The organism is Bacillus cereus group sp. RP37 (assembly GCF_040459695.1).
Lineage (GTDB): Bacteria > Bacillota > Bacilli > Bacillales > Bacillaceae_G > Bacillus_A.
This window is the reverse complement of record NZ_JARVHP010000001.1, coordinates 1,021,245-1,044,333: the sequence shown is the minus strand read 5'-3', so window position 1 is coordinate 1,044,333 and position 23,089 is coordinate 1,021,245. Positions and strand designations below refer to the sequence as shown.

Genomic DNA, 23,089 nt, shown 5'->3' with positions numbered 1-23,089 from the left:
ACGTTTGAAAGTTTCACTATATAATTTCACCTTGTTACATGAAATCATACGGTGAAATGTTTTCCACGTCCATTTCTTCGCCATTAACTGTTACCATCTGTACTTCTCCTTGTGATTCTTGCAAGCGACCCGCTAAAGTCGTTTGACGCATTGCATCATCAAGGCGATTTACACCAGACTGGAAAGCTGCTTCCTCCCCGCAAATAATAAGGAATTTCTTACTTCTTGTAATGCCAGTGTAAATTAAATTACGACGTAACATACGATTGTAACTTTTTACTATCGGCATAATCACAATCGGAAACTCACTACCTTGCGATTTATGAATCGAACAGCAATAGGCATGTGTAATTTGATTTAAGTCTGGCTTTGTATATGTTACTTCAATGCCATCAAATGAAACGATAATCATATCTTGTTGTTCAACGTTCTCTTTCGCATAAAACACCGAAACAATTTCTCCGATATCACCATTAAACACTTGGCTCTCTGGCTGATTAACAAGTTGCAAGACTTTATCGCCTCTTCGATATACAACATCACCGTAAGCAATTTCTTTACTCTTTTCCCTTTTCGGGTTAAACACTTCTTGCAACGCTTCGTTTAGTACATTAATACCGGCAGGGCCACGATACATCGGGGCCAATACTTGTACATCTCTTGCGCTAAACCCCTTTGTCTTAGCATTTTCACAAACCTTCTTAACAACTTCAACAATTTGAGCTCCTGTACAGCCGATAAATGAACGATCTTTTTGATTTTGCGCTAAATCTGGTGGGAGCGTTCCATTTTTTATCGCATGGGCGAGTTGAATAACAGATGAGCCTTCCGCTTGACGATAAATTTCAGTAAGCTTTACTGTCGGAACTGCACCTGCATTCAATAAATCTTTCAACACTTGTCCAGGCCCTACAGATGGTAACTGATCTTCATCACCTACAACGATAACTTGAATGTTCGTCGGCAATGACTTAAACAGCTGATTTGCAAGCCAAATATCAACCATTGAAAATTCATCAATAATGAGTAACTTCCCTTTAATCGGATCCGTTTCATTGCGCTGGAAAGACCCTTCTGGCGTCCAACCAAGTAAGCGGTGAATTGTGCAAGCTGGAAGTCCTGTCGATTCACTCATTCGCTTTGCTGCTCTTCCTGTTGGAGCCGTTAATAATATCGGAAATGGATTATCATCGCTATATTCATTCGGATTTAACGATAATCCATGCAGTGATGCATACATTTCAACAATTCCTTTAATAACAGTTGTTTTTCCCGTTCCTGGTCCACCTGTCAATAACATCATCGGTTTATGAAGTGCCGTTTGAATCGCTTCTTGCTGAAGTGGTGCATACTGTACGTTCAGCTGCTCTTCAATTTCACCTAATGTCTTTAACACTTCTGCTTCAGGAAATGAAGGTGTTTCTTCTTGATTCATAAGCCTGCGAATAGACTTTACAACACCTTTTTCAGAGTAGAATAACGATGCTAAATACACTCGTTCTTCTTCTATGATAACTTTCCCTTCACTTTGCATCATTTCAACGCAGCCTATAATGTCTTCCTCTGTCACTCTTCCTTCTTGGTTGTTTAAAAGTGACATCGTTTCTCTTACAAGTTGATCTTTTCCCATATAAACGTGACCGAGTTGCAGCGAAACATTCTCTAGCGTATAAAAACACCCTGCACGTACACGATCATCGTGATTACCCGATATCCCTAACGCACGTCCTATATCATCCGCTCTTCCAAAGCCAATGCCATCCACTTCTTCAATCAGCTGATATGGGTTATTACGAATCACTTCTAATGTCATCTCTTTATATTGCTGGTAAATCTTAATAGAAAGCTTCGTTCCAAAACCGTAACCATTTAAAAAACTCATTACTTTCTCTAGTCCTTGATGTTCAACAATTGTCTCATATATTTCTTGCGCTTTTTGCTTGTTAACAACACCATTTAACGCATCAGGATCGTCCATAATTTTAGTAATAGCATGTTCTCCGAGATGGTCAACAATTTTTTCAGCAGTACGCTTTCCAATCCCTTTAAATAAATCACTCGCTAAATATTGCACCATACCTGCTTTTGTTTGCGGCAATTCTTTCTTAAACGTTTCAACCAAATATTGTTTTCCATACTTTGGGTGATCTTTAAAATGCCCTGTCAATGTAAACACTTCATCTTCATGCATGCGGGGAAAATGACCGTTTATCATTACTTTCTTTTCGTCATACGTTTCATTCGTTTCAATGATTTTCATACTGACAACGGAATAGAGGTTTTCTTCGTTGTGGAAAATGGTATGAAGAACTTGCGCTTTTATAAATTTTTTCTCTTCCTCAAACAAATCCATTGCATGTTGATTTCCCATTTTTCCTCTCCTTTCCGGTTTCGTTTCACTTTAATGAGCAGTACATCCCCCACCTCTTTAGATGAGGGATAACTACCCATTAAACTATATGTTCATCTTATTCAGCTTCTTGCTCTAATAAACGAATACCATTACCAGCTAAAAAGTGATCTGGTTGAATTTCAGTTGCTTTCTTAAATAAAGCAAGAGCCTTCTCGTTATTTTCTTCAAATACGTACGCAACACCTAAATTATAATACGCATCTGCATGCTCTTCATCCATTTCTAATACCTTTTCAAAATAAGGTTTCGCCTCTTGAATATGTTCTAATCGCGCAAAGCAAAGTCCGCACTGGAACACAGCTTCTACATCGTTTTCATCTAATTCTGTTGCTCTTTGTAAAAATGGAAGTGCAAGACGATCATTTCCGAGCTGCACATGTGTAATACCTAACATAAATGTTACATCAGCTGATTGTAATCCCGCTTGCATCGCTTGTTCAAATACAGCTTTAGCCTCTGCAAATTGCTCTTGACCGTAATATACGTTTCCTAATCCATAATAAGCAGCCGCAGATTTATCATCTAACTCTAATGCACGTTTATAAAATAAAATTGCTCTTTCACTATCGCCTAATACATCTAATAAGTTCGCAAAATTAATATATCCAAGCGCATCTTTCGGATTTTCTTCGATTGCTTCTGTGAAATTTTTAGCAGCTTCTTCCCAGTTTCCTTCTTGCATATATTGAATACCTGTTTCAAGTTTGTTTGACATGTCCTTCACCTCTACAACAAATTATAACAAAGAATGTATTTTCCAAGCGAACGAAAATTCGCTTTATGTAAAAGAAACCTCTAACCGCTAATCGGCAGAGGCTTCTCGTTTTATCCTAAATAATCCAATTTCTTACCACTACGGTATACTTCATCAATTGTAGCACCGCCTAAGCACTCATCTCCATCATAGAAAACAACTGCTTGTCCTGGTGTAATTGCACGAATTGGCTCGTCACAAAGAATGCGAACTGTATTTTCATCAACGATTTGAACCGTTACTTTATTGTCTTCTTGACGATAACGGAATTTCGCTGTGCACTTAAATTCTTTTTCTTTCGCTTCATTACTTACCCAGCCGATATTCGTAGCAATAACTTCATCACCATATAGAAGTTCGTTATGGAAACCTTGATCAACATATAAAATGTTTTCTTTTAAATTTTTCCCAACAGCAAACCATGGATCACCGTTACCACCAATACCAAGGCCATGACGTTGTCCAATTGTATAGTACATTAAACCGTCATGTTTTCCTTTCACTTCACCAGATAATGTTTGCATCACACCTGGTTGTGCTGGTAAATAGTTACTTAAGAAATCTTTAAAGTTACGTTCACCAATGAAGCAAATACCCGTACTATCTTTCTTCGCCGCTGTCGCTAAACCAGCTTCTTTTGCCATTTCACGAATTTGTGGTTTCTTCAGTTCACCCAGCGGGAACATTGTTTTTGATAATTGCTCTTGGCTTAATTGATTTAAGAAATACGTTTGGTCTTTATTATCATCAACGCCACGAAGCATTTTATATTCGCCATCCATATAAGCAACACGTGCATAATGGCCTGTCGCTACATAATCAGCACCAAGCGCAATTGCATGCTCTAAAAATGCTTTAAATTTAATTTCTTTATTACACATTACATCTGGGTTTGGTGTACGACCAGCTCGGTACTCATCTAAGAAGTACGTAAATACTTTATCCCAGTATTGTTTTTCAAAGTTTACTGCATAATACGGAATGCCGATTTGGTTACACACTTCAATTACATCATTGTAATCTTCTGTTGCTGTGCAGACACCATTCTCATCTGTATCATCCCAGTTTTTCATAAAAATTCCGATTACATCATAACCTTGTTCTTTTAATAAAAGAGCTGCTACAGATGAATCGACGCCACCGGACATCCCGATGACAACGCGTGTTTCGTGAGGTAGTTTGTTCATCATGTCACCTCCCATGCTAATTTTGTGTTAATCGCTTCACGATTTTCACTGTTTCGTACGCCGCTTTCTCAATTTGCTCTTTCGTATTTCCAAGTCCAAAACTAAAGCGTACGGATGAACGTATTTGATCGGAGTCTTTTCCGAACATCGCCACTAATACATGTGATGGATCAATCGAACCAGCTGTACAAGCCGAACCACTTGACACTGCAATACCAGCTAAGTCTAAGTTCACAAGAAACGGTTCAATGTTCATTCCTGTAAAACTAATATTAAGCACATGTGGTAAGCGATATTCTAAGTTTCCGTTTACCTCGAAAGTAATGTCTTCATTTTTGAAGACAGATACCATTATATCTTTAAACTCTTCATATTGGGCATTTTTTTGCTCACGAGTTTTTTCAGCTAACAAAATTGCATGTTGCAAACCAACGATACTCGGTACATTTTCAGTACCAGCACGGCGTTTTCTTTCTTGCTCCCCGCCTATTAATAACGGTTCAAATTTTACATTTGCACCAGCGTATAGGAACCCTACACCTTTCGGTCCGTTAATTTTATGAGCTGAAATCGATAATAAATCAATGCCGAACTCTTTCACATCTATTTCTACTAATCCGTAAGCTTGTACCGCATCTGTATGGAAATAAGCTTGATGCTCTTTTAACAGCTTACCTATTTCCGCAATTGATTGCATCGTTCCAACTTCATTATTCCCAAACATAACGGATACGAGAATTGTCTCTTCTGTTAATGCCTTTTGTATTTCAGAAATTTGAACGCGTCCTGTTTCATCAACAGGTAAATATGTGACTTCAAACCCTTCACGCTCTAATAATTCACACGTATGCAAAATTGCGTGATGTTCAATTTGCGTCGTTATAATATGGTTACCTTTATGGCGATTCGCACGTGCTACACCGATAAGTGCTAAATTATCAGCTTCTGTACCACCGCTCGTAAATATAATTTCATTCGGATTCGCATGAATGCTACGTGCACACACACGTCTCGCCTCATCTACTGCATGGCGCGTTTGACGTCCATAAAAGTGAATACTAGACGGATTTCCGAATGTTTCTGTCATATATGGAATCATCTTGTCGACCACTTCTGGGTGAGTCGGAGATGTCGCAGCATGATCTAAGTAAATGCGTTCCATTAAATCTCCTTCTTTCCAAATCGTTTCACAAGGAATTAAATGTAAAACATATAGCCCCCGTGATTTTCTTCCTCATAACGTACCAAATCTTCTAACGTTGTGCTATCTAACACTTCTTGCACTGCATCACGAACACGCATCCATAATTGGCGTTGTGCCGGTTCTTCTTCTTCTATCATTTCTACAACACTAATTGGACCCTCTAGTACACGGATGACATCCCCAGCTGTAATGTTAGCTGGCTGATCTGATAATACATATCCGCCATATGCCCCGCGCGTACTCTTTACTAGACGAGCGTTACGAAGTGGTGAAATTAATTGCTCTAAGTAATGTTCCGATAAGTCATGTGCCTGCGCAATTGATTTTAAGGAAATTGGACCTTCACCAAACTTTTTTGCAAGATCGATCATAATTGTTAAGCCGTAGCGGCCTTTCGTTGAAATCTTCATCTATTTTGCACCTCTTTTCAAATTTTCACTTCTATTGGTTATATCTTATTTATAAAAGAACACAATTTAAAATCCTATGAAATTATAGCATAATATAGTATTATAAGAAATTTCAACTTGTGTATCAAAATGATAACATAAAATCACATTGAAAAACTCGGAAATTATTACAATTGAAAGAAAAATGAAAATATTCATATTCATTTTTCCCACAAAACAGCATCCTATTTCAAATTCCACTAAAAAAAATGATACGATAGAAAGAGATTATACATTAAGGGAGACGGTAAAAAATGAAACAACCACTCGCACATCGAATGCGCCCTACAAATATTCAAGAAATTATCGGACAACAGCATTTAGTTGGTGAAGGAAAGATTTTATGGCGAATGGTCCAAGCAAATCATTTTCAATCTATGATTTTATATGGCCCTCCAGGCACTGGAAAAACATCCATTGCGAGCGCAATTGCAGGAAGTACCGGAACCCCTTTTCGCCTATTAAACGCTGTTACTCATAATAAAAAAGATATGGAAGTTGTCGTACAAGAGGCAAAGATGCATCGACACCTCGTTTTAATTTTAGATGAAGTACACCGTCTAGATAAAGCAAAGCAGGATTTTCTATTACCTCATTTAGAAAGCGGGCTCCTTACCTTAATTGGTGCAACGACGAGTAATCCGTTCCATGCTATTAATTCTGCTATTCGAAGTCGTTGTCAAATCTTCGAATTACACGCATTAACAGAAGATGATCTTTTAATTGGCTTAAAACGAGCACTTGAAGATAAAGAAAAAGGTCTTGGGGAATATGATGTAACTGTTACGCCTGAAGCATTACATCACTTTGCAAATGCATCAGGCGGAGATATGCGTTCCGCTTATAATGCACTTGAACTAGCTGTTTTATCTAGCTTTACAACTGATGACAAAGCTGCGGAAATTACGCTAGAAATTGCAGAAGAATGCTTGCAAAAAAAGAGCTTTGTTCACGACAAAGGTGGAGATGCTCATTATGACGTATTATCGGCATTTCAAAAATCGGTGCGCGGAAGTGATGTAAATGCAGCACTTCATTATTTAGCACGTCTTATTGAAGCTGGTGATTTACAAAGCATTGGTAGACGTCTCCTTATTATGGCATATGAAGATATCGGACTCGCTAGCCCGCAAGCCGGACCGCGTACACTAGCAGCCATAGAATCAGCGGAACGAGTTGGATTCCCAGAGGCACGCATACCACTTGCAAATGCTGTTATCGAGCTTTGTCTATCACCAAAATCAAACTCAGCTTATAAAGCACTTGATGCTGCATTACACGATTTACGTAACGGTCAAACAGGCGACATTCCAAGTCATTTAAAAGATAGTCATTACAAAGGCGCAGAATCACTCGGAAGAGGCATTGGATACTTATATCCACACGACCATCCAAATGGCTGGGTACAACAACAATACTTACCTGATAAAATAAAAAACAAACACTATTATAAACCGAAAACGACAGGGAAATTTGAGCAAGCACTTTCTACTGTATATGAAAGATTACAAAGTTCGAATAAAACGAAAAATAAAGGGTAACATAAGCGAAAACGTCACCATTATGGAGGCTTCGCTTATGAAAACACGTCAAGATGCATGGACAAAAGAAGACGATCTCCTTTTAGCAGAAACTGTTTTACGACATATTCGCAGCGGCAGTACACAAATAAAAGCATTCGATGAAGTTGGCGATGCATTGAACCGCACTTCCGCAGCTTGCGGCTTTAGGTGGAATGCTGAAGTAAGACCGAATTACGAAGATGCGGTGCAACTCGCAAAAAAACAACGTAAAGAATTAAAACGCTCTGAAGCTAAAATAGAAAAAGAACATTTCACGAAAACGAAACAACTCGTAATCGATGCCGAGTTTTCAGAAGATATTACGCCAAGTAAACAAGATCTTACAATGCAAAATGTCATCTCATTTTTGCAAAACATGGAACATAATAACCCATCAATCGCAAAGTTACAAACTGAAAATGATGTATTACAAGATCAGCTTACTTCCCTAGAAAAAACGAATCATGAACTTGAAGCAAAATTAGCGATACTCACAAAAAAACAACAAGCAATCGAAGAAGATTACGCAATGCTTGTTAGAATTATGGACCGTGCTCGAAAACTCGTTTCAGTTGAAGAACAAGAAGAACAGATTGCTCCCATTTTCAAGACAGATCAAAATGGAAATTTAGATATTATTTATTCTGCAGAGAATTAAAAACAGGGCTGTCACTTTTTGACTAAGTGACAGCCCTGTTTGTTTCTTTGGTGGAGAGTGTATATGTATGTGTGTCGGTAAATGAAATTATACCGACGATTCGATAAGGAATATCGATTTACCGACAAAAATTGACGAAATATCCCTCCCTATCATACAAGAAAACTCTCAATATAGATTGGATATTTTTTACTAAAATGTTATTATAAACATATATCTTTTAAAGGAGATGGTTACTATCTCATTAATAGTCTTCAAAATAACACTCGGTGTTCTCGTCCTAACTTTAGCTCTTTTCACCATTAACAGTTTAAAAAAGACATCCGCCTATGAATCAGATAAATATGATCATTACTTACTAGCCTTGCTTACATTTGAACTAGTAGTAATGCAAACATCCCTATTTCTTTAATACATACAAAAAGCATATATCCGAAATGGATATATGCTTTCACTTTATTCTTGCCCTACACGCTTCACTTCTACGTTTTTAATACGTTCACGTACAACGTGACTTGCCATAATTAAGCCTGCCACAGATGGTACGAATGCATTTGATGAAGGCGGTAATTTCGCTTTACGAATTTTGGCATTTTCGTCTGGTACGATTTCTTTACGTACTTCTTCACGAATTACGATTGGGTTTTCGTCAGAGAAGACAACTTTTACACCTTTTTTAATACCCTCTTTACGAAGCTTCGTACGAATGACTTTCGCAATCGGATCTGTATGTGTTTTAGAGATGTCCGCAATACGGAAACGAGTTGGGTCCATTTTATTTGCTGCACCCATACATGAGATAATTTTAATTTTGCGACGTAAACATTGTTTAATTAAATGAATTTTGAACGTAATCGTATCCGATGCATCCACTACGAAATCTAAACCGTGTTTAAAGAACTCTTCATATGTTTCATCTGTATAAAACATTTCTAGTCCAATTACTTCACACTCTGGATTAATGTCTGCAATACGCTCTTTCATTAATTCTACTTTTGAACGCCCTACAGTAGATACTAAAGCGTGAATTTGACGGTTTACGTTTGTAATATCTACAACGTCTTTATCAACTAATACGAGACGTCCTACGCCAGAACGCGCTAACGCTTCAGCTGAAAATGATCCTACACCGCCAATTCCTAAAATACCGACTGTACTATTTTTTAATATTTCAAGTCCTTCTTTACCGAAGGCTAATTCATTACGTGAAAATTGATGTAACATTCAGCTCTACACTCCTATTACAAAAATGGTCTACCATGTATTCTAGCGTTTTTCCGACTATTTGTATAGAAAAAGTTATAGAATTCCTAAAAATACATATTCCAAACAAAAAACATAATATAAACCGGGCTTTTTTTCTTCCTACATACACGTTGAAAAAGGAGGATTCAGAGAACCGAGCAGTTCGAGGCACTGAAGCCAGGAGGAGCGCAGTGTAGCTTTACTACTCGAGCACCAGACTAGCATACGTAACGATGGGATGCGACAGTTATCTGAACCGGACTTTTTAAACTTCCTATCAATACACGTTGAAAAAGGAGGATTCAGAGAACCGAGCAGTTCGAGGCACTGAAGCCAGGAGGAGCGCAGTGTAGCTTTACTACTCGAGCACCGGACTGGCGAAGCAACGATGAAATGCGACAGTTATCTGAACCGGACTTTTTAAACTTCCTATCAAAAAAAGTCTAGACGGCTATAGTATAACCATCTAGACCCTATTCTTACTTCTCTTCTTTTACGTTCAACTTCAAGTTCAGTTCTTCAAGCTGTGCTTCTGCTACTGGACTTGGAGCTTCTGTTAATAAGCAGCTCGCGCTTGCTGTTTTTGGGAATGCAATTGTATCACGAAGGTTCGTACGCCCTGCAAGTAACATAACAAGACGGTCTAAACCTAATGCGATACCGCCGTGTGGTGGCGTACCGTATTCGAATGCTTCTAATAAGAATCCGAATTGCTCTTGCGCTTCTTCTTGTGAGAATCCAAGTGCTTTGAACATTTTTTCTTGTACGTCACGCTCGTAAATACGAAGTGATCCACCACCAAGCTCATAACCATTTAATACAAGGTCATATGCTTGTGCACGTGCTTTTTCTGGTGCTGTTTCTAATAGCTCAACGTCTTCACGGAATGGCATTGTGAATGGGTGGTGAGCTGCGAAGTAACGATCTGCATCTTCATCGTACTCAAGAAGTGGCCAATCAGTTACCCATAGGAAGTTAAATTTACTTTCGTCAATTAACTCAAGCTCTTTACCTAGACGTAAACGAAGTGCACCTAAGCTATCTGCAACAACGCTCTTCTTATCTGCTACGAATAGTAATAAGTCGCCAGCAGTAGCTTCTAATGTACTCATTAACGCGTTTGCATCTTCTTCACCGAAGAATTTCGCGATTGGTCCTTTTAAGCCGTCTTCTTCCACTTTCAGCCAAGCTAGACCTTTTGCACCGTATACTTTCACGAATTCAGTTAATGCATCGATATCTTTACGAGAGTATTTGCTCGCAGCACCTTTTGCATTAATTGCTTTTACTTGTCCGCCGCTTTCTACAGCACTTGTAAATACTTTGAAACCACAACCTGCTGCAAACTCAGATAAGTCTGTTAGTTCCATTTCAAAGCGTGTATCTGGCTTATCAGAACCGTAGCGAGCCATTGCATCAGCATATTTCATACGAGGGAATGGTGCACTCACTTCTACACCTTTTGCATCCTTCATAACCTTCGTCATCATGCGCTCCATCATTTCTAAAATTTCATCTTGTGTTAAGAATGAAGCTTCGATATCGATTTGCGTGAATTCTGGTTGACGGTCTGCACGTAAATCTTCGTCACGGAAACAACGTGCTACTTGATAGTAACGCTCAAATCCGCCGACCATAAGAAGCTGTTTAAATAGCTGTGGAGACTGCGGTAATGCATAGAATTCACCATCATGTACACGACTTGGTACTAAATAGTCACGAGCTCCTTCTGGCGTGCTCTTCGTTAAAATTGGTGTTTCTACTTCTAAGAACTCTTCTGTATCTAAGAAGTTACGAATTGTTTTTGTTACGTCGTGACGCATTTTGAATGTGTTAAACATTACTGGACGACGTAAGTCTAAATAACGATATTTTAAACGCACATCTTCTGATGCATCTGTATCATCAGCAATAATGATTGGCGTTGTTTTCGCTGCATTTAATACGTCTACTTTCGTTGCTTGTACTTCAATACGACCAGTTGCCATATTGTCATTAATTGCGCCTTCACCACGCTCAACAACTGTACCTTCTACGTGTAATACATACTCGCTACGAATTGTTTCTGCTACTTCTAGCGCTTCTTTTGATGTTTCTGGGTTAAATACAACTTGTACGATACCTGTACGGTCACGTAAGTCGATAAAGATTAATCCACCTAAATCACGGCGTTTTTGTACCCAACCTTTTAATTGAACTGTTTGCCCAACTGCTTCTACTGTTACTTTTCCACATGCATGTGTTCTTTCAGCCACTGTAAGTTCCCCCTATATTAATTTCTCTGCTACGTATGAAGCAAATACATCTAATGCTACTTCTTCTTGTTCACCTGTTGCCATATCTTTTAAGTTAATGATGCCTTTATCTAGCTCATCTTCCCCTAATACAGCTACAAATTTCGCCTTTAAACGATCTGCTGATTTAAATTGTGCTTTCATTTTGCGGTCTAAATAATCTTTTTCAACTGATAATCCAGCTTTACGAAGATCAAACGCAACTTTCGCAGCATGGTCTTTCGCTTTTTCACCAAGCGCTACAACATAACAATCAATACTATGTTCAATTGGTAATTCGATGTTTTCAGCTTTTAGCGCCATAATTAAACGTTCGATACTCATCGCAAAACCGATACCTGGCATTTCTGGTCCACCGATTTCTTGTACAAGCCCGTTATAACGGCCACCACCGCTTAATGTAGTGATAGCACCAAAACCTTCTGCCTCACTCATAATTTCAAAAACAGTGTGTTGATAGTAGTCTAAACCACGTACTAAGTTCGGATCTTTTTCAAATGGAACATCCATCATCGTTAATAGTTCTTGAACTTTGTCGTAGTATACTGCTGAATCTTCGTTTAAGTATTCTGTAATAGATGGTGCTGTTCCCATTAATTCATGGTTACGGTCCTTCTTACAATCTAAAATACGAAGAGGGTTCTTTTCTAAACGAGATTGACAGTCAGAACAGAACTCACCGATACGTGGCTCGAAGTGTGCGATTAACGCATCACGGTGCGCTTGACGGCTCGCCGCATCACCTAAGCTGTTTAATACAACTTTAATATTTTTTAAGCCCATGCCGCGGTAAAACTCTACAGCAAGTGCAATTACTTCTGCATCAATTGCAGGATCATTACTACCAATTGCTTCAATACCAAATTGTACGAATTGACGATAGCGACCTGCTTGTGGTCTTTCGTAACGGAACATTTGACCGATATAGTATAATTTCGTTGGTTGTGTTGCATCACCGAACATTTTGTTTTCAACGTAAGAACGCACAACAGGTGCAGTACCTTCTGGACGTAATGTTAAACTGCGCTCTCCACGATCTTGGAATGAGTACATTTCTTTTTGTACGATATCTGTCGTATCACCAACACCACGTAAAAATAGCTCAGTGTGTTCAAAAATTGGTGTACGAATTTCTTTATAGTTGTAACGACGGCAAATTTCGCGTGCTTGCCCTTCGATATACTGCCATAACTCAACGCTACCTGGAAGAATATCTTGCGTTCCGCGTGGGATTTGAATAGACATATTCAGTTCCTCCTCAAATTGTTTTAATCTTAATAAAAATAAAAAAACTCCCGCCTCTACTGTTTGAACAGTAGGGACGAGAGTATTATACCCGTGGTGCCACCCTAATTGAAGCACGTATGCTTCCACTTTTTTAATAACGCTTAAATGTGCGTTCATCCCTACTAAGCATATATGCTGTTCAAGTTGAAACCTCTAGAGTGTCATTCAATCAGTCATCATGTAGAAATGTTTTCAGCCTAAGACATTTCTTCTCTTTCCATGTGTGTCTCATTTACTCTTCTCTATCAACGGTTATATTCATATGTAAATATAAAATTACTATACGTTTGTTCAGTAGGATTGTCAAGTGCTCTAAGAGCGTTCAATCTGCTTCTTTAGACGCTTTACATCTTGAAGAGAAATTCCAAACTCAGAAGCAAGCTCCATTGAAGTATTGTTTTGTTCCTTTGAAATAAACTCATGAAAATTCACGTTAAACAGTTGATTTGCACCATTTGTAACAGAATGCCCTTTTTCATTCATACGCATACGTATATCCCTCACATTCAATATGGATGTTTTACTTTTTATTGTTCCATATTGATGAGAGAGTTATACATAACTAAAACAGCTATTAATTCCAAATAAAGTGAAACTTTAATCAGTGGGGGTTTTGTCCATCCCTCACTGATTATTAACCTTCACCAATCGAGCTATTACAGGGTAAATGAACAAAACATACAACAATGTATAGAAAAGAGAGGATTAAATAACCCCCTCTTTGTAAGCAACACTATTTACTTTCTACAATTAAGGTCACCGGACCATCATTGATTAAAGAAACGTCCATCATCGCTCCGAACTTCCCTGTTTCTACATGCAATCCTTGTTTACGAACTTCTTCATTAAAGAAATCGTATAAACGCTCTGCATAGTCAGGTTTAGCAGCATCCATAAAGTTTGGACGTCTTCCCTTGCGACAATCTCCGTATAATGTGAATTGCGAAATTGATAGAACTTGTCCTTCTACATCCAGTACAGAATGGTTCATCTTTCCGCTCTCATCTTCAAAAATACGTAAGTTCGCAATTTTTTCTGCGATGTAAGTTGCATCTTTTTCTGTATCTTCATGCGTAATGCCAACTAGTAATGTTAAACCGAACGGAATTTGTCCTACGATCTCACCGTCTACTGTGACAGACGCTTCTTTTGATCGTTGTAAAACAACTCTCATCTTTCTACACTCCCTATTAATGCATCATGCGTCGTACTGCATAAATTTCTGGAACACGTTTAATGCGTTCTACTACTTTTTTCAAATGCTGTAAGTTACGAATCGAGATTGACATATTAATTGTCGCCATCTTATTACGGTCACTTCTACCAGAAACTGCAGAAATGTAGGTTTTCGTCTCTGTAACAGCTTGTAATACTTCATTTAATAAACCACGGCGATCATAACCTGAAATTTCAATATCAACGTTGTACTCAATTTCTTTTTCAGGGCTACCTTCCCACTCTACTTCTAATAAACGTTCTATAGCTTCTTCTGTATGAACATTTACACAGTCACGGCGGTGAATCGATACGCCTCGGCCTTTCGTAATATACCCAACGATATCATCACCCGGTACTGGGTTACAGCATTTTGATAAACGAATTAATAAATTATCCGCACCACTTACTTTAACGCCAGAATCCCATTTTCGAATTTTCATCGGTTTACGAACTTCTTTAACTTCAACGATTTCTTCTTCTTCACGTTGCTTACGGAACTTGTCCGTTAGTCGCGTAACAATTTGTGATGCAGTGATACCGCTATATCCAACTGCTGCAAACATATCTTCTTCATTTGCAAAATTGAACTTCTCAGCAACACGTTTTAAATTGTCAGGAGCTAACACTTCTTTCATCTCATACTCTAGGCCACGCACCTCTTTTTCAACAAGCTCACGGCCTTTTTCAATATTTTCATCTCTACGTTGCTTCTTAAAGAATTGACGTATTTTGTTTTTCGCATGAGATGTTTGAGCAAGTTTCACCCAATCTTGACTTGGTCCATACGAATGTTTCGATGTTAAAATTTCAATGATGTCACCCGTTTTTAATTTATAATCAAGGGTCACCATTTTCCCATTTACTTTTGCACCAATTGTTTTATTCCCGATCTCTGAATGGACACGATACGCAAAGTCAATCGGAACAGATCCAAGTGGTAATTCCATTACATCGCCTTTCGGTGTGAAAACGAATACCATGTCAGAGAACAAATCAATTTTTAATGACTCCATAAACTCTTCTGCATTAGAAGCTTCATTTTGCCATTCTAATATTTGACGGAACCATGTAAGTTTCTTCTCTAATGTACCTGTTGTTTCTGCTGTTTTTCCTTCTTTATACGCCCAGTGTGCCGCGATCCCGAATTCTGCAATCTCATGCATTTCTTTCGTACGAATTTGCACTTCAAGCGGATCACCTTTCGGCCCAATTACAGTCGTATGAAGAGATTGATATAGATTTGCTTTCGGCATTGCAATATAATCTTTAAAACGACCCGGCATTGGCTTCCAGCACGTATGAATAATTCCAAGTACCGCATAACAATCTTTAATACTATTTACAACGACACGTACAGCTAATAAATCGTAAATTTCATTAAACTGTTTATTTTGCAGTGCCATTTTACGATAAATACTATAAATATGTTTTGGTCTTCCAGAAATCTCAGGTTGAATTGCAACTTCTTTTAATTTCTCACGAATACCAGTCATTACTTCGTCTAAATATTCTTCACGTTCTGCACGTTTACGCTTCATTAAATTTACAATACGATAGTATTGTTGTGGATTTAAATAGCGCAGTGACGTATCCTCTAGCTCCCATTTAATAGTACTAATTCCGAGTCTATGTGCTAAAGGTGCAAAGATTTCTAACGTTTCATTCGCAATGCGACGCTGCTTCTCTTGCGGCAAATGTTTCAATGTACGCATGTTATGAAGGCGATCAGCTAGTTTAATTAAAATAACTCGAATATCTTGAGCCATTGCAATAAACATTTTGCGATGGTTTTCTGCTTGTTGTTGCTCATGAGATTTATATTTAATCTTTCCGAGCTTTGTCACACCATCGACAAGCATAGCAATTTCTTTATTAAATTCCCGTTCAATATCTTCTAATGTAATCTCTGTATCTTCTACTACATCATGTAAGAAACCTGCTGATACTGTAGCTGGATCCATGTGTAAATCAACTAAAATACCTGCAACTTGAATTGGATGAATAATGTACGGTTCACCCGATTTTCTGTATTGTTCGCTATGCGCATCACGTGCATATTCATAGGCACGTGCCACTAGCTCAATATCTTCATCCGCTAAATATTGACTTGCTTTCTCGAGTACCTGTTCAGCTGTTAGTACCTGCTCATTTGCCATCGAATCACCTTTTATTGAAAATTGACTTTATCTTAATTAAATAGAATAAATTATATTCTATCATTATAACCCAATGATTGTGAATTGTGAAAAGGAAAAGATTTTACTGACATTTCACCTTATTTTTTTGTGCAATTATACAAAAGTACCCGCTCCTCTCCAAGAGATTCACGGGTACTTTTTATCACCGTAGTTTTACTATATAGTGATTAGTATTTTTCTAATACTAATACATCGTAACCATCTAACATTTTACGACCATCTAAGTAAGTAAGCTCTACTAAGAATGCAATTCCTGCTACAACTCCGCCAAGTTCTTCAACTAGCTTAATTGTCGCTTCAATTGTTCCACCTGTAGCTAATAAGTCATCTGTAATTAATACGCGTTGACCTGGCTTAATTGCATCTTTATGGATTGTTAAAACATCTTTACCATATTCTTTACCGTAGTCAACTGTAATTACTTCACGTGGTAATTTCCCTAATTTACGAACTGGTGCAAAACCTACTTCTAATGCATAAGAAACTGGGCAACCGATAATAAAGCCACGTGCTTCTGGTCCTACTACAAGGTCAATGTCTCTTTTCTTTGCATACTCAACGATTGCATCTGTTGCTGCTTTGTATGCTTTACCGTCGTTCATTAACGGTGTAATGTCTTTAAATACAATACCTTCTTTTGGATAATCCGGTACAATTGCGATATGTTGCTTGAAATCCATATTTCTGAATCCTCCTCAGATCTAAAAGGTTTGTAAATACAAATCCTTTACCCTAACTGTTCTACTTCTTTATGATTACGAATCGTTTCAAACCATGTATATAGTTGCTGATATGTGCTATAAACCAATTCTTTTTCTAATTGTAAGTGGTTCATTTTCTCACGATATGTGTTCGATTCAATTAAATCACGCTTTTGTTTTTTGTCTGCCATAAAAATGACGCCATCTTTTATTGTAACAAATTCTAACTCAAAAAACACCTGTGTCATGAAATTTACTGTATCTTTTGACCAACCTTTATGACGACACAGTTGTTCTCCGTATTGTCTTAAAGAAAATGGTGCTTTTTGGCTTAAGAATGAGTAGTACCATTTAAAGTGTTCTCTCGTTGGGACTGTACTAAATAAATGATTGTTCTCTTGATAAAATAGCGTGTAAATTCGCGAAGGGAACCCAACTTTAAATAAATCTCGTAATTCATCTGTTCCTTTTGGTAAATCAAGCAACACGATGTATTGATCGTCTAAATGAGTTACTTCTGATGCATGCATAATATGCTCTTTATAGTCTTCTAAAGAAAATTTATTCAATACCTCTTCAGAAAAATACACCATCGTTATTTTTTCTTTCGGAAGTTCTGCTACATTCGCTTCTACGTTACGCATACTACGCCAATCAAATAATTGCCATGCCTCTACGGCAATATCTTGTACCATTAATTGCGGCTTTTTAAAATTATTCCATTCATTAATGGATGCTTCTCCTATTACAGATACCTTTGCAACTGGAGAAATTTCTTTCGCATACGCACCAAAACCGAATCCGATTGTGTCCAGTGTTGCTTGTCCATCGCGAAGAGCCATTTTTAAATGAGAGCCGTCTGATCCGATTGCACGAATACTTTCTAGCTCTGCATCCTTAACTGCAATACGCGGTTTTGGATTTCCAACACCAAATGGCGCTAACTTTTGCATATCTTCAATGGCTGCAAGTGTTACATCTTCCACCTTGCAAAAGACATCAACGGCTGTAATTGGAATAAAATCTTCTTCTGTTAAAATTGTATCTGCTTGTTCATTTAAGCGGCGGCGCAATTCACCTACATCATTCATATGTAGCGTCATTCCCGCTGCCATCGGATGCCCTCCGAAGTGTGGCAATAACTCTCTACAATCTGACAAGTTTGCAAACAAATCAAACCCTGCAATACTACGTGCTGAACCTTTTGCTGTTTCCTTTACAGGATCAATGCTTAATACAATCGTCGGACGATAAAAACGTTCAACTAATTTAGAAGCGACAATTCCAATTACACCTGGATTCCAGCCTTCTTTCGCAAGCACTAACACTTTATTGTCTTCTGGCGGGAAATTATTTTCCACTTCAGCAATAGCTTCTTCTGTAATTTGCTTTACAATATCTTTTCGCAGTTTGTTCAGCTCATCAATTTCTTCAGCCAACTCTTTCGCTTCTTCTGGATCATCTGATAATAAAAGATGTACAGCCGGCGTAGCATCTTCTAAACGTCCAACTGCATTAATACGCGGCGCGATTGCGAAGCCAATACTCTCTTCTGTAATTTCACTTTGCGAAACGTTAGCAACTTTAAATAGCGCCTTTAGTCCGATATTTTTCGTCATGCGCATATGTTTTAAACCGCGCTTCACTAGCAATCTATTTTCACCATGAAGTGATACTAAATCGGCTACTGTACCAATTACTGCAATTTCTAATAAATGTTCTGGTACACGGCCTAAAAGTGCATGTGCAACTTTAAACGCAACACCTACACCAGCTAAATAGTGAAACGGATACACACCGCCATCTAATTTCGGATGAATAATCGCAAGTGCTTCTGGCAATTCTGGTGGTGGCTCATGGTGATCCGTAATAATAAGATCCACTCCAAGCTCCTTCGCCACCTTCGCTTCATGTACTGCTGCGATACCAGTATCAACAGTAATAATTAGTGAGAACCCTGCGCTATGCGCCCAACGAAATGCCGCTTCGTTTGGTCCATAACCTTCTGTAAAACGGTTTGGGATATAGAATTCTACATCTGCACCTAATTCTTGCAAAGCAAGATATAACACAGTCGTACTACTTACTCCGTCGGCATCGTAGTCACCAAATATTAATATTTGCTCTCCATTTTGAATCGCCTTATTTACACGTTCTACCGTTCTATCCATTCCTTCTAATAAAAATGGATCGTGAAATTCTTGATTTTCTGTATTTAAAAAATCTAAAATCTTATCTTCTGTATCTAGTCCTCTACCGAGGAATAACGAAACGACAAGTGGTGATAATTTTAATTTACTTGCTAATTCACTCACTCGCTCATCGTTATATTCTTTTTCTTTCCAACGCGTCTTCGGTTGTAACACGAAATCACCCCTTAACCTGTTCATTATACAAGACAGATTAAGGGGTGACAATATGATGCAAACTACGATGCAATATCTGTATACTAAAATGTTAATGATATTTAATTTGGAGAATATGGATTTATATGTACAAACACATTTTGTACGTTATCTTGTTCCATAAGCGTTTCTTTTACATGCTTGCCAATGCGGTGCCCTTCTTCTACAGTAATGTATGGATCTACAGAAACTTTAATATCGACAATAACGTAATGACCATGCTCCCTTGCATATAAAGAACCGATTTTTTTCACACCATCTATTTGAAGTACTGCTTCTCTAAGCGGCAGAACATCTTCCTCATGAAGAACATGATCAAGCGTTGCGTGAATTGCTTCTGCCCCAATACTCCACGCCATCTTTGCAACAAGCAGTGAAACAAATAATCCTGCAATTGGATCGGCATATACAAGCCAATCTAGCCCAAACTTACCACCCATAATCGCTGCACAAATACCGATTAAAGCTGCAATTGAAGAAAATACATCCGAACGGTGCTCATATGCATTTGCAATAATTGCATCACTATTTACCCTCTTCCCTAATCGAAATTTATATTGAAACATTCCTTCTTTCACGATAATCGAAAGAACAACAGCAAAAATCGTAATTCCCTTCGGTGGTTCTAGTTCCTGCGAAAAAGCTTTTAGAGACGAAATCGCTATCTCGATTCCCACAATAAATAATAATACTGCAACAATAATCGCTGAAATCGATTCCGCTTTACCATGACCATACGGGTGATCTTCATCGGGCGGCTGCTTTGCTGCTCGCAATCCAAACAGTACAGCAAGCGAACCAATTACATCTGATGCAGAATGCACGGCATCCGCTAATAGTGCTTTACTGTTCCCAATATAACCAATTACCGCCTTTACAATCGCTAATATAATATTACCAACGATCCCGACAATAGCACCGAACTCGGCCTGTTTAAAACGTTCATCTTTTTCCATAATTAAAATCCCTTCTTTTCTTAACCTATCTTTTTATTGTAACAAAAACAGCGATAACATCACCACTTTCTTCCATCTTCCTTTTGTTAAAAAGTTGCTATCTTATTGTATCCACAAACGAAAAAAGAGATGCCTCATAAAGAGACATCATCTTTTTATACTTGCGGTTCAGATTCTACTTTCTCAACCTTCTTCTTGTTTTTCCCCTTTTTCAAACGACGGTTTTCAAGCATTAACCAAATTTGAGAAGCAACGAAAACAGAAGAGTACGTACCTACAACTAATCCAACAAGTAACGCAAACGAGAAGTTACGTAGTGACTCACTACCGAAGATAAGTAACGCAATTACTGGGAATAACACTGTTAATACGGTGTTAATCGAACGACCAAGCGTTTGACGAATACTTGCATTTACGATTTCTTCTAAGTCTTTTATATCGCGAACTCGTTTTTTCTGTTTGTATAATTCACGGTTTCTATCAAATGTAACAATTGAGTCATTAATAGAATAACCGATGATTGTTAATACCGCAGCGATAAACGTTAAGTCTACCTCTAATTGGAAAATACTAAATATAACAATCATAACGAACGCATCATGTAATAATGCAAGCACTGCAGATAATGCGTACGTAAATCGGAATCGAATACTTACGTATAAAATGATAACCGCAGAAGCAATTAATACTGCGATAAATGCATTTCGTGCAATCTCTTTACCGATTGTCGGTGAAACTGTACTTACGTTGGGATCTGTACCATATTTATCGTGGAAGAATGTTTTTGTTTTCGCAATTTCATCTTTTGATAGAACACCTAATGTACGAACTGCGAACCCTTTATTGTCATCTCCAGTCGGTACAATATTTTCTTCCTTCACGTCAATTTTCAATTCTTTAAAATCTTTATGAACATCAGACACAGTAAGTGTTTGTTTTGATTGCAAGTCGATACGTGTACCACTCGCAAAGTCAATACCAAGATTCAATTTGAAAATTGGTAGTATAATTGCACCTGCAATTACAACTACAATCGAGAAAACAAGGAATTTATGACCGATATTTACGAAGTTAATACGATCAAATCTTGTCGGCGGATGTACTACGCCTTTTGTTAATGGAATAATATCCTTTTGTTTCACACCAAAGTATCCTGGTTTTTTATCGAAGTAACGGCTCTTTACAAGTAAACTTAGTAAGAAACGGGTACCGAATACGTTCGTAATAAAACCGACTAAAATACTTACGATTAAACTTGTTGCAAACCCTTTTACAGAACTATTACCATAAACGAATAATACACCAGCTGCTGCAAGAGTCGTAACGTTTGCATCTAAAATTGTTGCTAATGAACGATGGTTACCAGCACGGAATGCTGACATCATTGACTTACCAATTTTCAGCTCTTCTTTCAGTCTCTCGTACGTAATAATATTCGCATCAACGGCGATACCTACCCCGAGCACTAACGCCGCAATACCTGGCAACGTAAGAACTGCATGCATCCAGTTAAAGACAAGTAATGTAACGAAAATGTATAGACCTAACATAATAACCGCTACAAGTCCTGGTAAACGGTAGAATACAAGCATAAATAAGAAAATAAGAGCGATACCAATCGCACTAGCGAAAATCGTTTGCTCTAACGCTTGTTGACCAAATTTTGCTCCAACAGATGTTGAATACATTTCTTTTAAATCAACAGGAAGTGCACCTGCATTTAATAAAGATGAAAGTTCTTTCGCACTTTCAACTGTGAAGTTTCCACCTACGATAGATACTTCAGCTTGGTTAAATACTTGTTCTACTGTTGCTGCTGATAAAAACTTCGGATTCGGTTTTGCTGATTCTGCTTTATACGAATCTTTTCCTTCTTCAAAATCAAGCCAAATTACCATTAAATTCGTTGGTGGTGGCATTTTTGAAATCTTTTCTGTTACTTCACGGAATTTTTCAGCGCTTTTTAACGTAAGTCCAACACTTGGACGACCTTTATCATCAAATGTTTGCTTTGCTCCGCCGCCTTTTAAATCCGTTCCGTCCATAAGAAGGTTGTCATCTACATCACGGAATGTTAACTTCGCTTGTGTTGATAACATTTCACGTGCTTTTTGCTGATCTTGTACACCAGCAAGCTGTACACGAATTCGATCTTGCCCTTCAATTTGAATGTTCGGCTCACTTACACCGAGTGCATTGACACGGTTTTCAAGAGCACCTACTGTACTTACAAGTGCCTCTCGGTCAATTTTATCACCTTTTTTGGCTGGTTTTACTTCATACAGAATTTCAAAACCACCGCGAAGGTCTAGTCCTAGACTAATTCCTTTTGCTATGTCTTTTCCTGCCGCACCAATGACTCCACCGATTAATAAAACGATGAGGAAAAAGGCGGCAATTCTCGTACCACGCTTTGCCATATGTACCCTCTTTCTGCTACTAACACTTTAAATAAATCTCTTACGATTCACTTTTACACGTGTGCATACGCCTAGTTAGTAGACTTCCTTTCTATAATTTTGCTAGTTCCTCACTAGCTGTGTCGGTAAGTTTTTCAC

The 23,089-nt window shown here is 38.0% G+C and carries 17 protein-coding genes and 1 other annotated feature; of the genes, 2 read left to right on the top strand and 15 right to left on the bottom strand.

From position 1 onward, the window contains the following. Positions 1–34: 34 nt before the first annotated feature. The 5 genes from recD2 to cymR all read right to left on the bottom strand — a co-directional run bounded on the left by recD2 (position 35) and on the right by cymR (position 5,968). Complete coding sequence (gene recD2, locus QCI44_RS05505; RefSeq protein WP_088084362.1) at positions 35–2,371, bottom strand: SF1B family DNA helicase RecD2; 2,337 nt, start codon at positions 2,369–2,371, stop codon at positions 35–37. 97 nt (positions 2,372–2,468) lie between these two features. Continuing rightward, positions 2,469–3,128: a tetratricopeptide repeat protein gene (locus QCI44_RS05500; protein ID WP_016086179.1), complete on the bottom strand. Its 660-nt coding sequence runs from the start codon at positions 3,126–3,128 to the stop codon at positions 2,469–2,471. A gap of 110 nt (positions 3,129–3,238) precedes the next feature. Continuing rightward, positions 3,239–4,354 (bottom strand): tRNA 2-thiouridine(34) synthase MnmA, encoded by a 1,116-nt coding sequence (mnmA, locus tag QCI44_RS05495; RefSeq protein ID WP_016135363.1) that lies wholly within the window; start codon positions 4,352–4,354, stop codon positions 3,239–3,241. Positions 4,355–4,370: 16 nt separating this feature from the next. Next, entirely contained in the window at positions 4,371–5,516 is a 1,146-nt protein-coding gene (locus tag QCI44_RS05490) for a cysteine desulfurase family protein (RefSeq protein ID WP_016135364.1), read from the bottom strand. Positions 5,517–5,551: 35 nt separating this feature from the next. Continuing rightward, positions 5,552–5,968 carry a cysteine metabolism transcriptional regulator CymR gene (gene cymR, locus QCI44_RS05485; protein WP_000704116.1) on the bottom strand — a complete coding sequence of 139 codons (417 nt, stop codon included), beginning with the start codon at positions 5,966–5,968 and terminating at the stop codon, positions 5,552–5,554. A 293-nt stretch (positions 5,969–6,261) separates the two neighbouring features. On the opposite strand from cymR, the gene QCI44_RS05480 reads away from it, so the two are divergent. Further along, positions 6,262–7,548, top strand: coding sequence for a replication-associated recombination protein A (locus QCI44_RS05480; RefSeq protein WP_016135365.1), 1,287 nt, complete (start codon positions 6,262–6,264; stop codon positions 7,546–7,548). A 37-nt stretch (positions 7,549–7,585) separates the two neighbouring features. After that, positions 7,586–8,227: an RsfA family transcriptional regulator gene (locus tag QCI44_RS05475; protein ID WP_016086175.1), complete on the top strand. Its 642-nt coding sequence runs from the start codon at positions 7,586–7,588 to the stop codon at positions 8,225–8,227. A 456-nt stretch (positions 8,228–8,683) separates the two neighbouring features. Here QCI44_RS05475 and QCI44_RS05470 read toward each other — a convergent pair whose 3' ends face one another. The 10 genes from QCI44_RS05470 to secDF all read right to left on the bottom strand — a co-directional run bounded on the left by QCI44_RS05470 (position 8,684) and on the right by secDF (position 22,951). Further along, the gene (locus tag QCI44_RS05470; RefSeq protein WP_000903182.1) at positions 8,684–9,451 is read right to left on the bottom strand and encodes a tRNA threonylcarbamoyladenosine dehydratase; all 768 of its coding nucleotides are present in this window, start codon (positions 9,449–9,451) and stop codon (positions 8,684–8,686) included. 500 nt (positions 9,452–9,951) lie between these two features. Continuing rightward, positions 9,952–11,727 carry an aspartate--tRNA ligase gene (gene aspS / locus QCI44_RS05465; protein WP_098985797.1) on the bottom strand — a complete coding sequence of 592 codons (1,776 nt, stop codon included), beginning with the start codon at positions 11,725–11,727 and terminating at the stop codon, positions 9,952–9,954. A gap of 12 nt (positions 11,728–11,739) precedes the next feature. After that, on the bottom strand, positions 11,740–13,011 hold the full coding sequence (hisS, locus tag QCI44_RS05460) for a histidine--tRNA ligase (protein ID WP_000027073.1): 1,272 nt from the start codon (positions 13,009–13,011) through the stop codon (positions 11,740–11,742). A gap of 69 nt (positions 13,012–13,080) precedes the next feature. Continuing rightward, positions 13,081–13,311: a binding site (T-box leader), on the bottom strand. Positions 13,312–13,365: 54 nt separating this feature from the next. Continuing rightward, positions 13,366–13,542 (bottom strand): hypothetical protein, encoded by a 177-nt coding sequence (locus QCI44_RS05455; RefSeq protein ID WP_016086173.1) that lies wholly within the window; start codon positions 13,540–13,542, stop codon positions 13,366–13,368. 244 nt (positions 13,543–13,786) lie between these two features. Next, positions 13,787–14,227 carry a D-tyrosyl-tRNA(Tyr) deacylase gene (locus QCI44_RS05450; RefSeq protein ID WP_001266956.1) on the bottom strand — a complete coding sequence of 147 codons (441 nt, stop codon included), beginning with the start codon at positions 14,225–14,227 and terminating at the stop codon, positions 13,787–13,789. Positions 14,228–14,243: 16 nt separating this feature from the next. After that, positions 14,244–16,427, bottom strand: coding sequence for a GTP diphosphokinase (relA, locus tag QCI44_RS05445; RefSeq protein ID WP_016086172.1), 2,184 nt, complete (start codon positions 16,425–16,427; stop codon positions 14,244–14,246). A gap of 209 nt (positions 16,428–16,636) precedes the next feature. Further along, on the bottom strand, positions 16,637–17,149 hold the full coding sequence (locus tag QCI44_RS05440) for an adenine phosphoribosyltransferase (RefSeq protein ID WP_000346220.1): 513 nt from the start codon (positions 17,147–17,149) through the stop codon (positions 16,637–16,639). Between the two features lie 47 nt (positions 17,150–17,196). Next, positions 17,197–19,536 carry a single-stranded-DNA-specific exonuclease RecJ gene (gene recJ, locus QCI44_RS05435; protein WP_016086171.1) on the bottom strand — a complete coding sequence of 780 codons (2,340 nt, stop codon included), beginning with the start codon at positions 19,534–19,536 and terminating at the stop codon, positions 17,197–17,199. Positions 19,537–19,637: 101 nt separating this feature from the next. Then, the gene (locus tag QCI44_RS05430) at positions 19,638–20,531 is read right to left on the bottom strand and encodes a cation diffusion facilitator family transporter (RefSeq protein WP_016086170.1); all 894 of its coding nucleotides are present in this window, start codon (positions 20,529–20,531) and stop codon (positions 19,638–19,640) included. 155 nt (positions 20,532–20,686) lie between these two features. After that, positions 20,687–22,951: a protein translocase subunit SecDF gene (gene secDF, locus QCI44_RS05425; RefSeq protein ID WP_016135367.1), complete on the bottom strand. Its 2,265-nt coding sequence runs from the start codon at positions 22,949–22,951 to the stop codon at positions 20,687–20,689. Positions 22,952–23,089 lie beyond the last annotated feature (138 nt).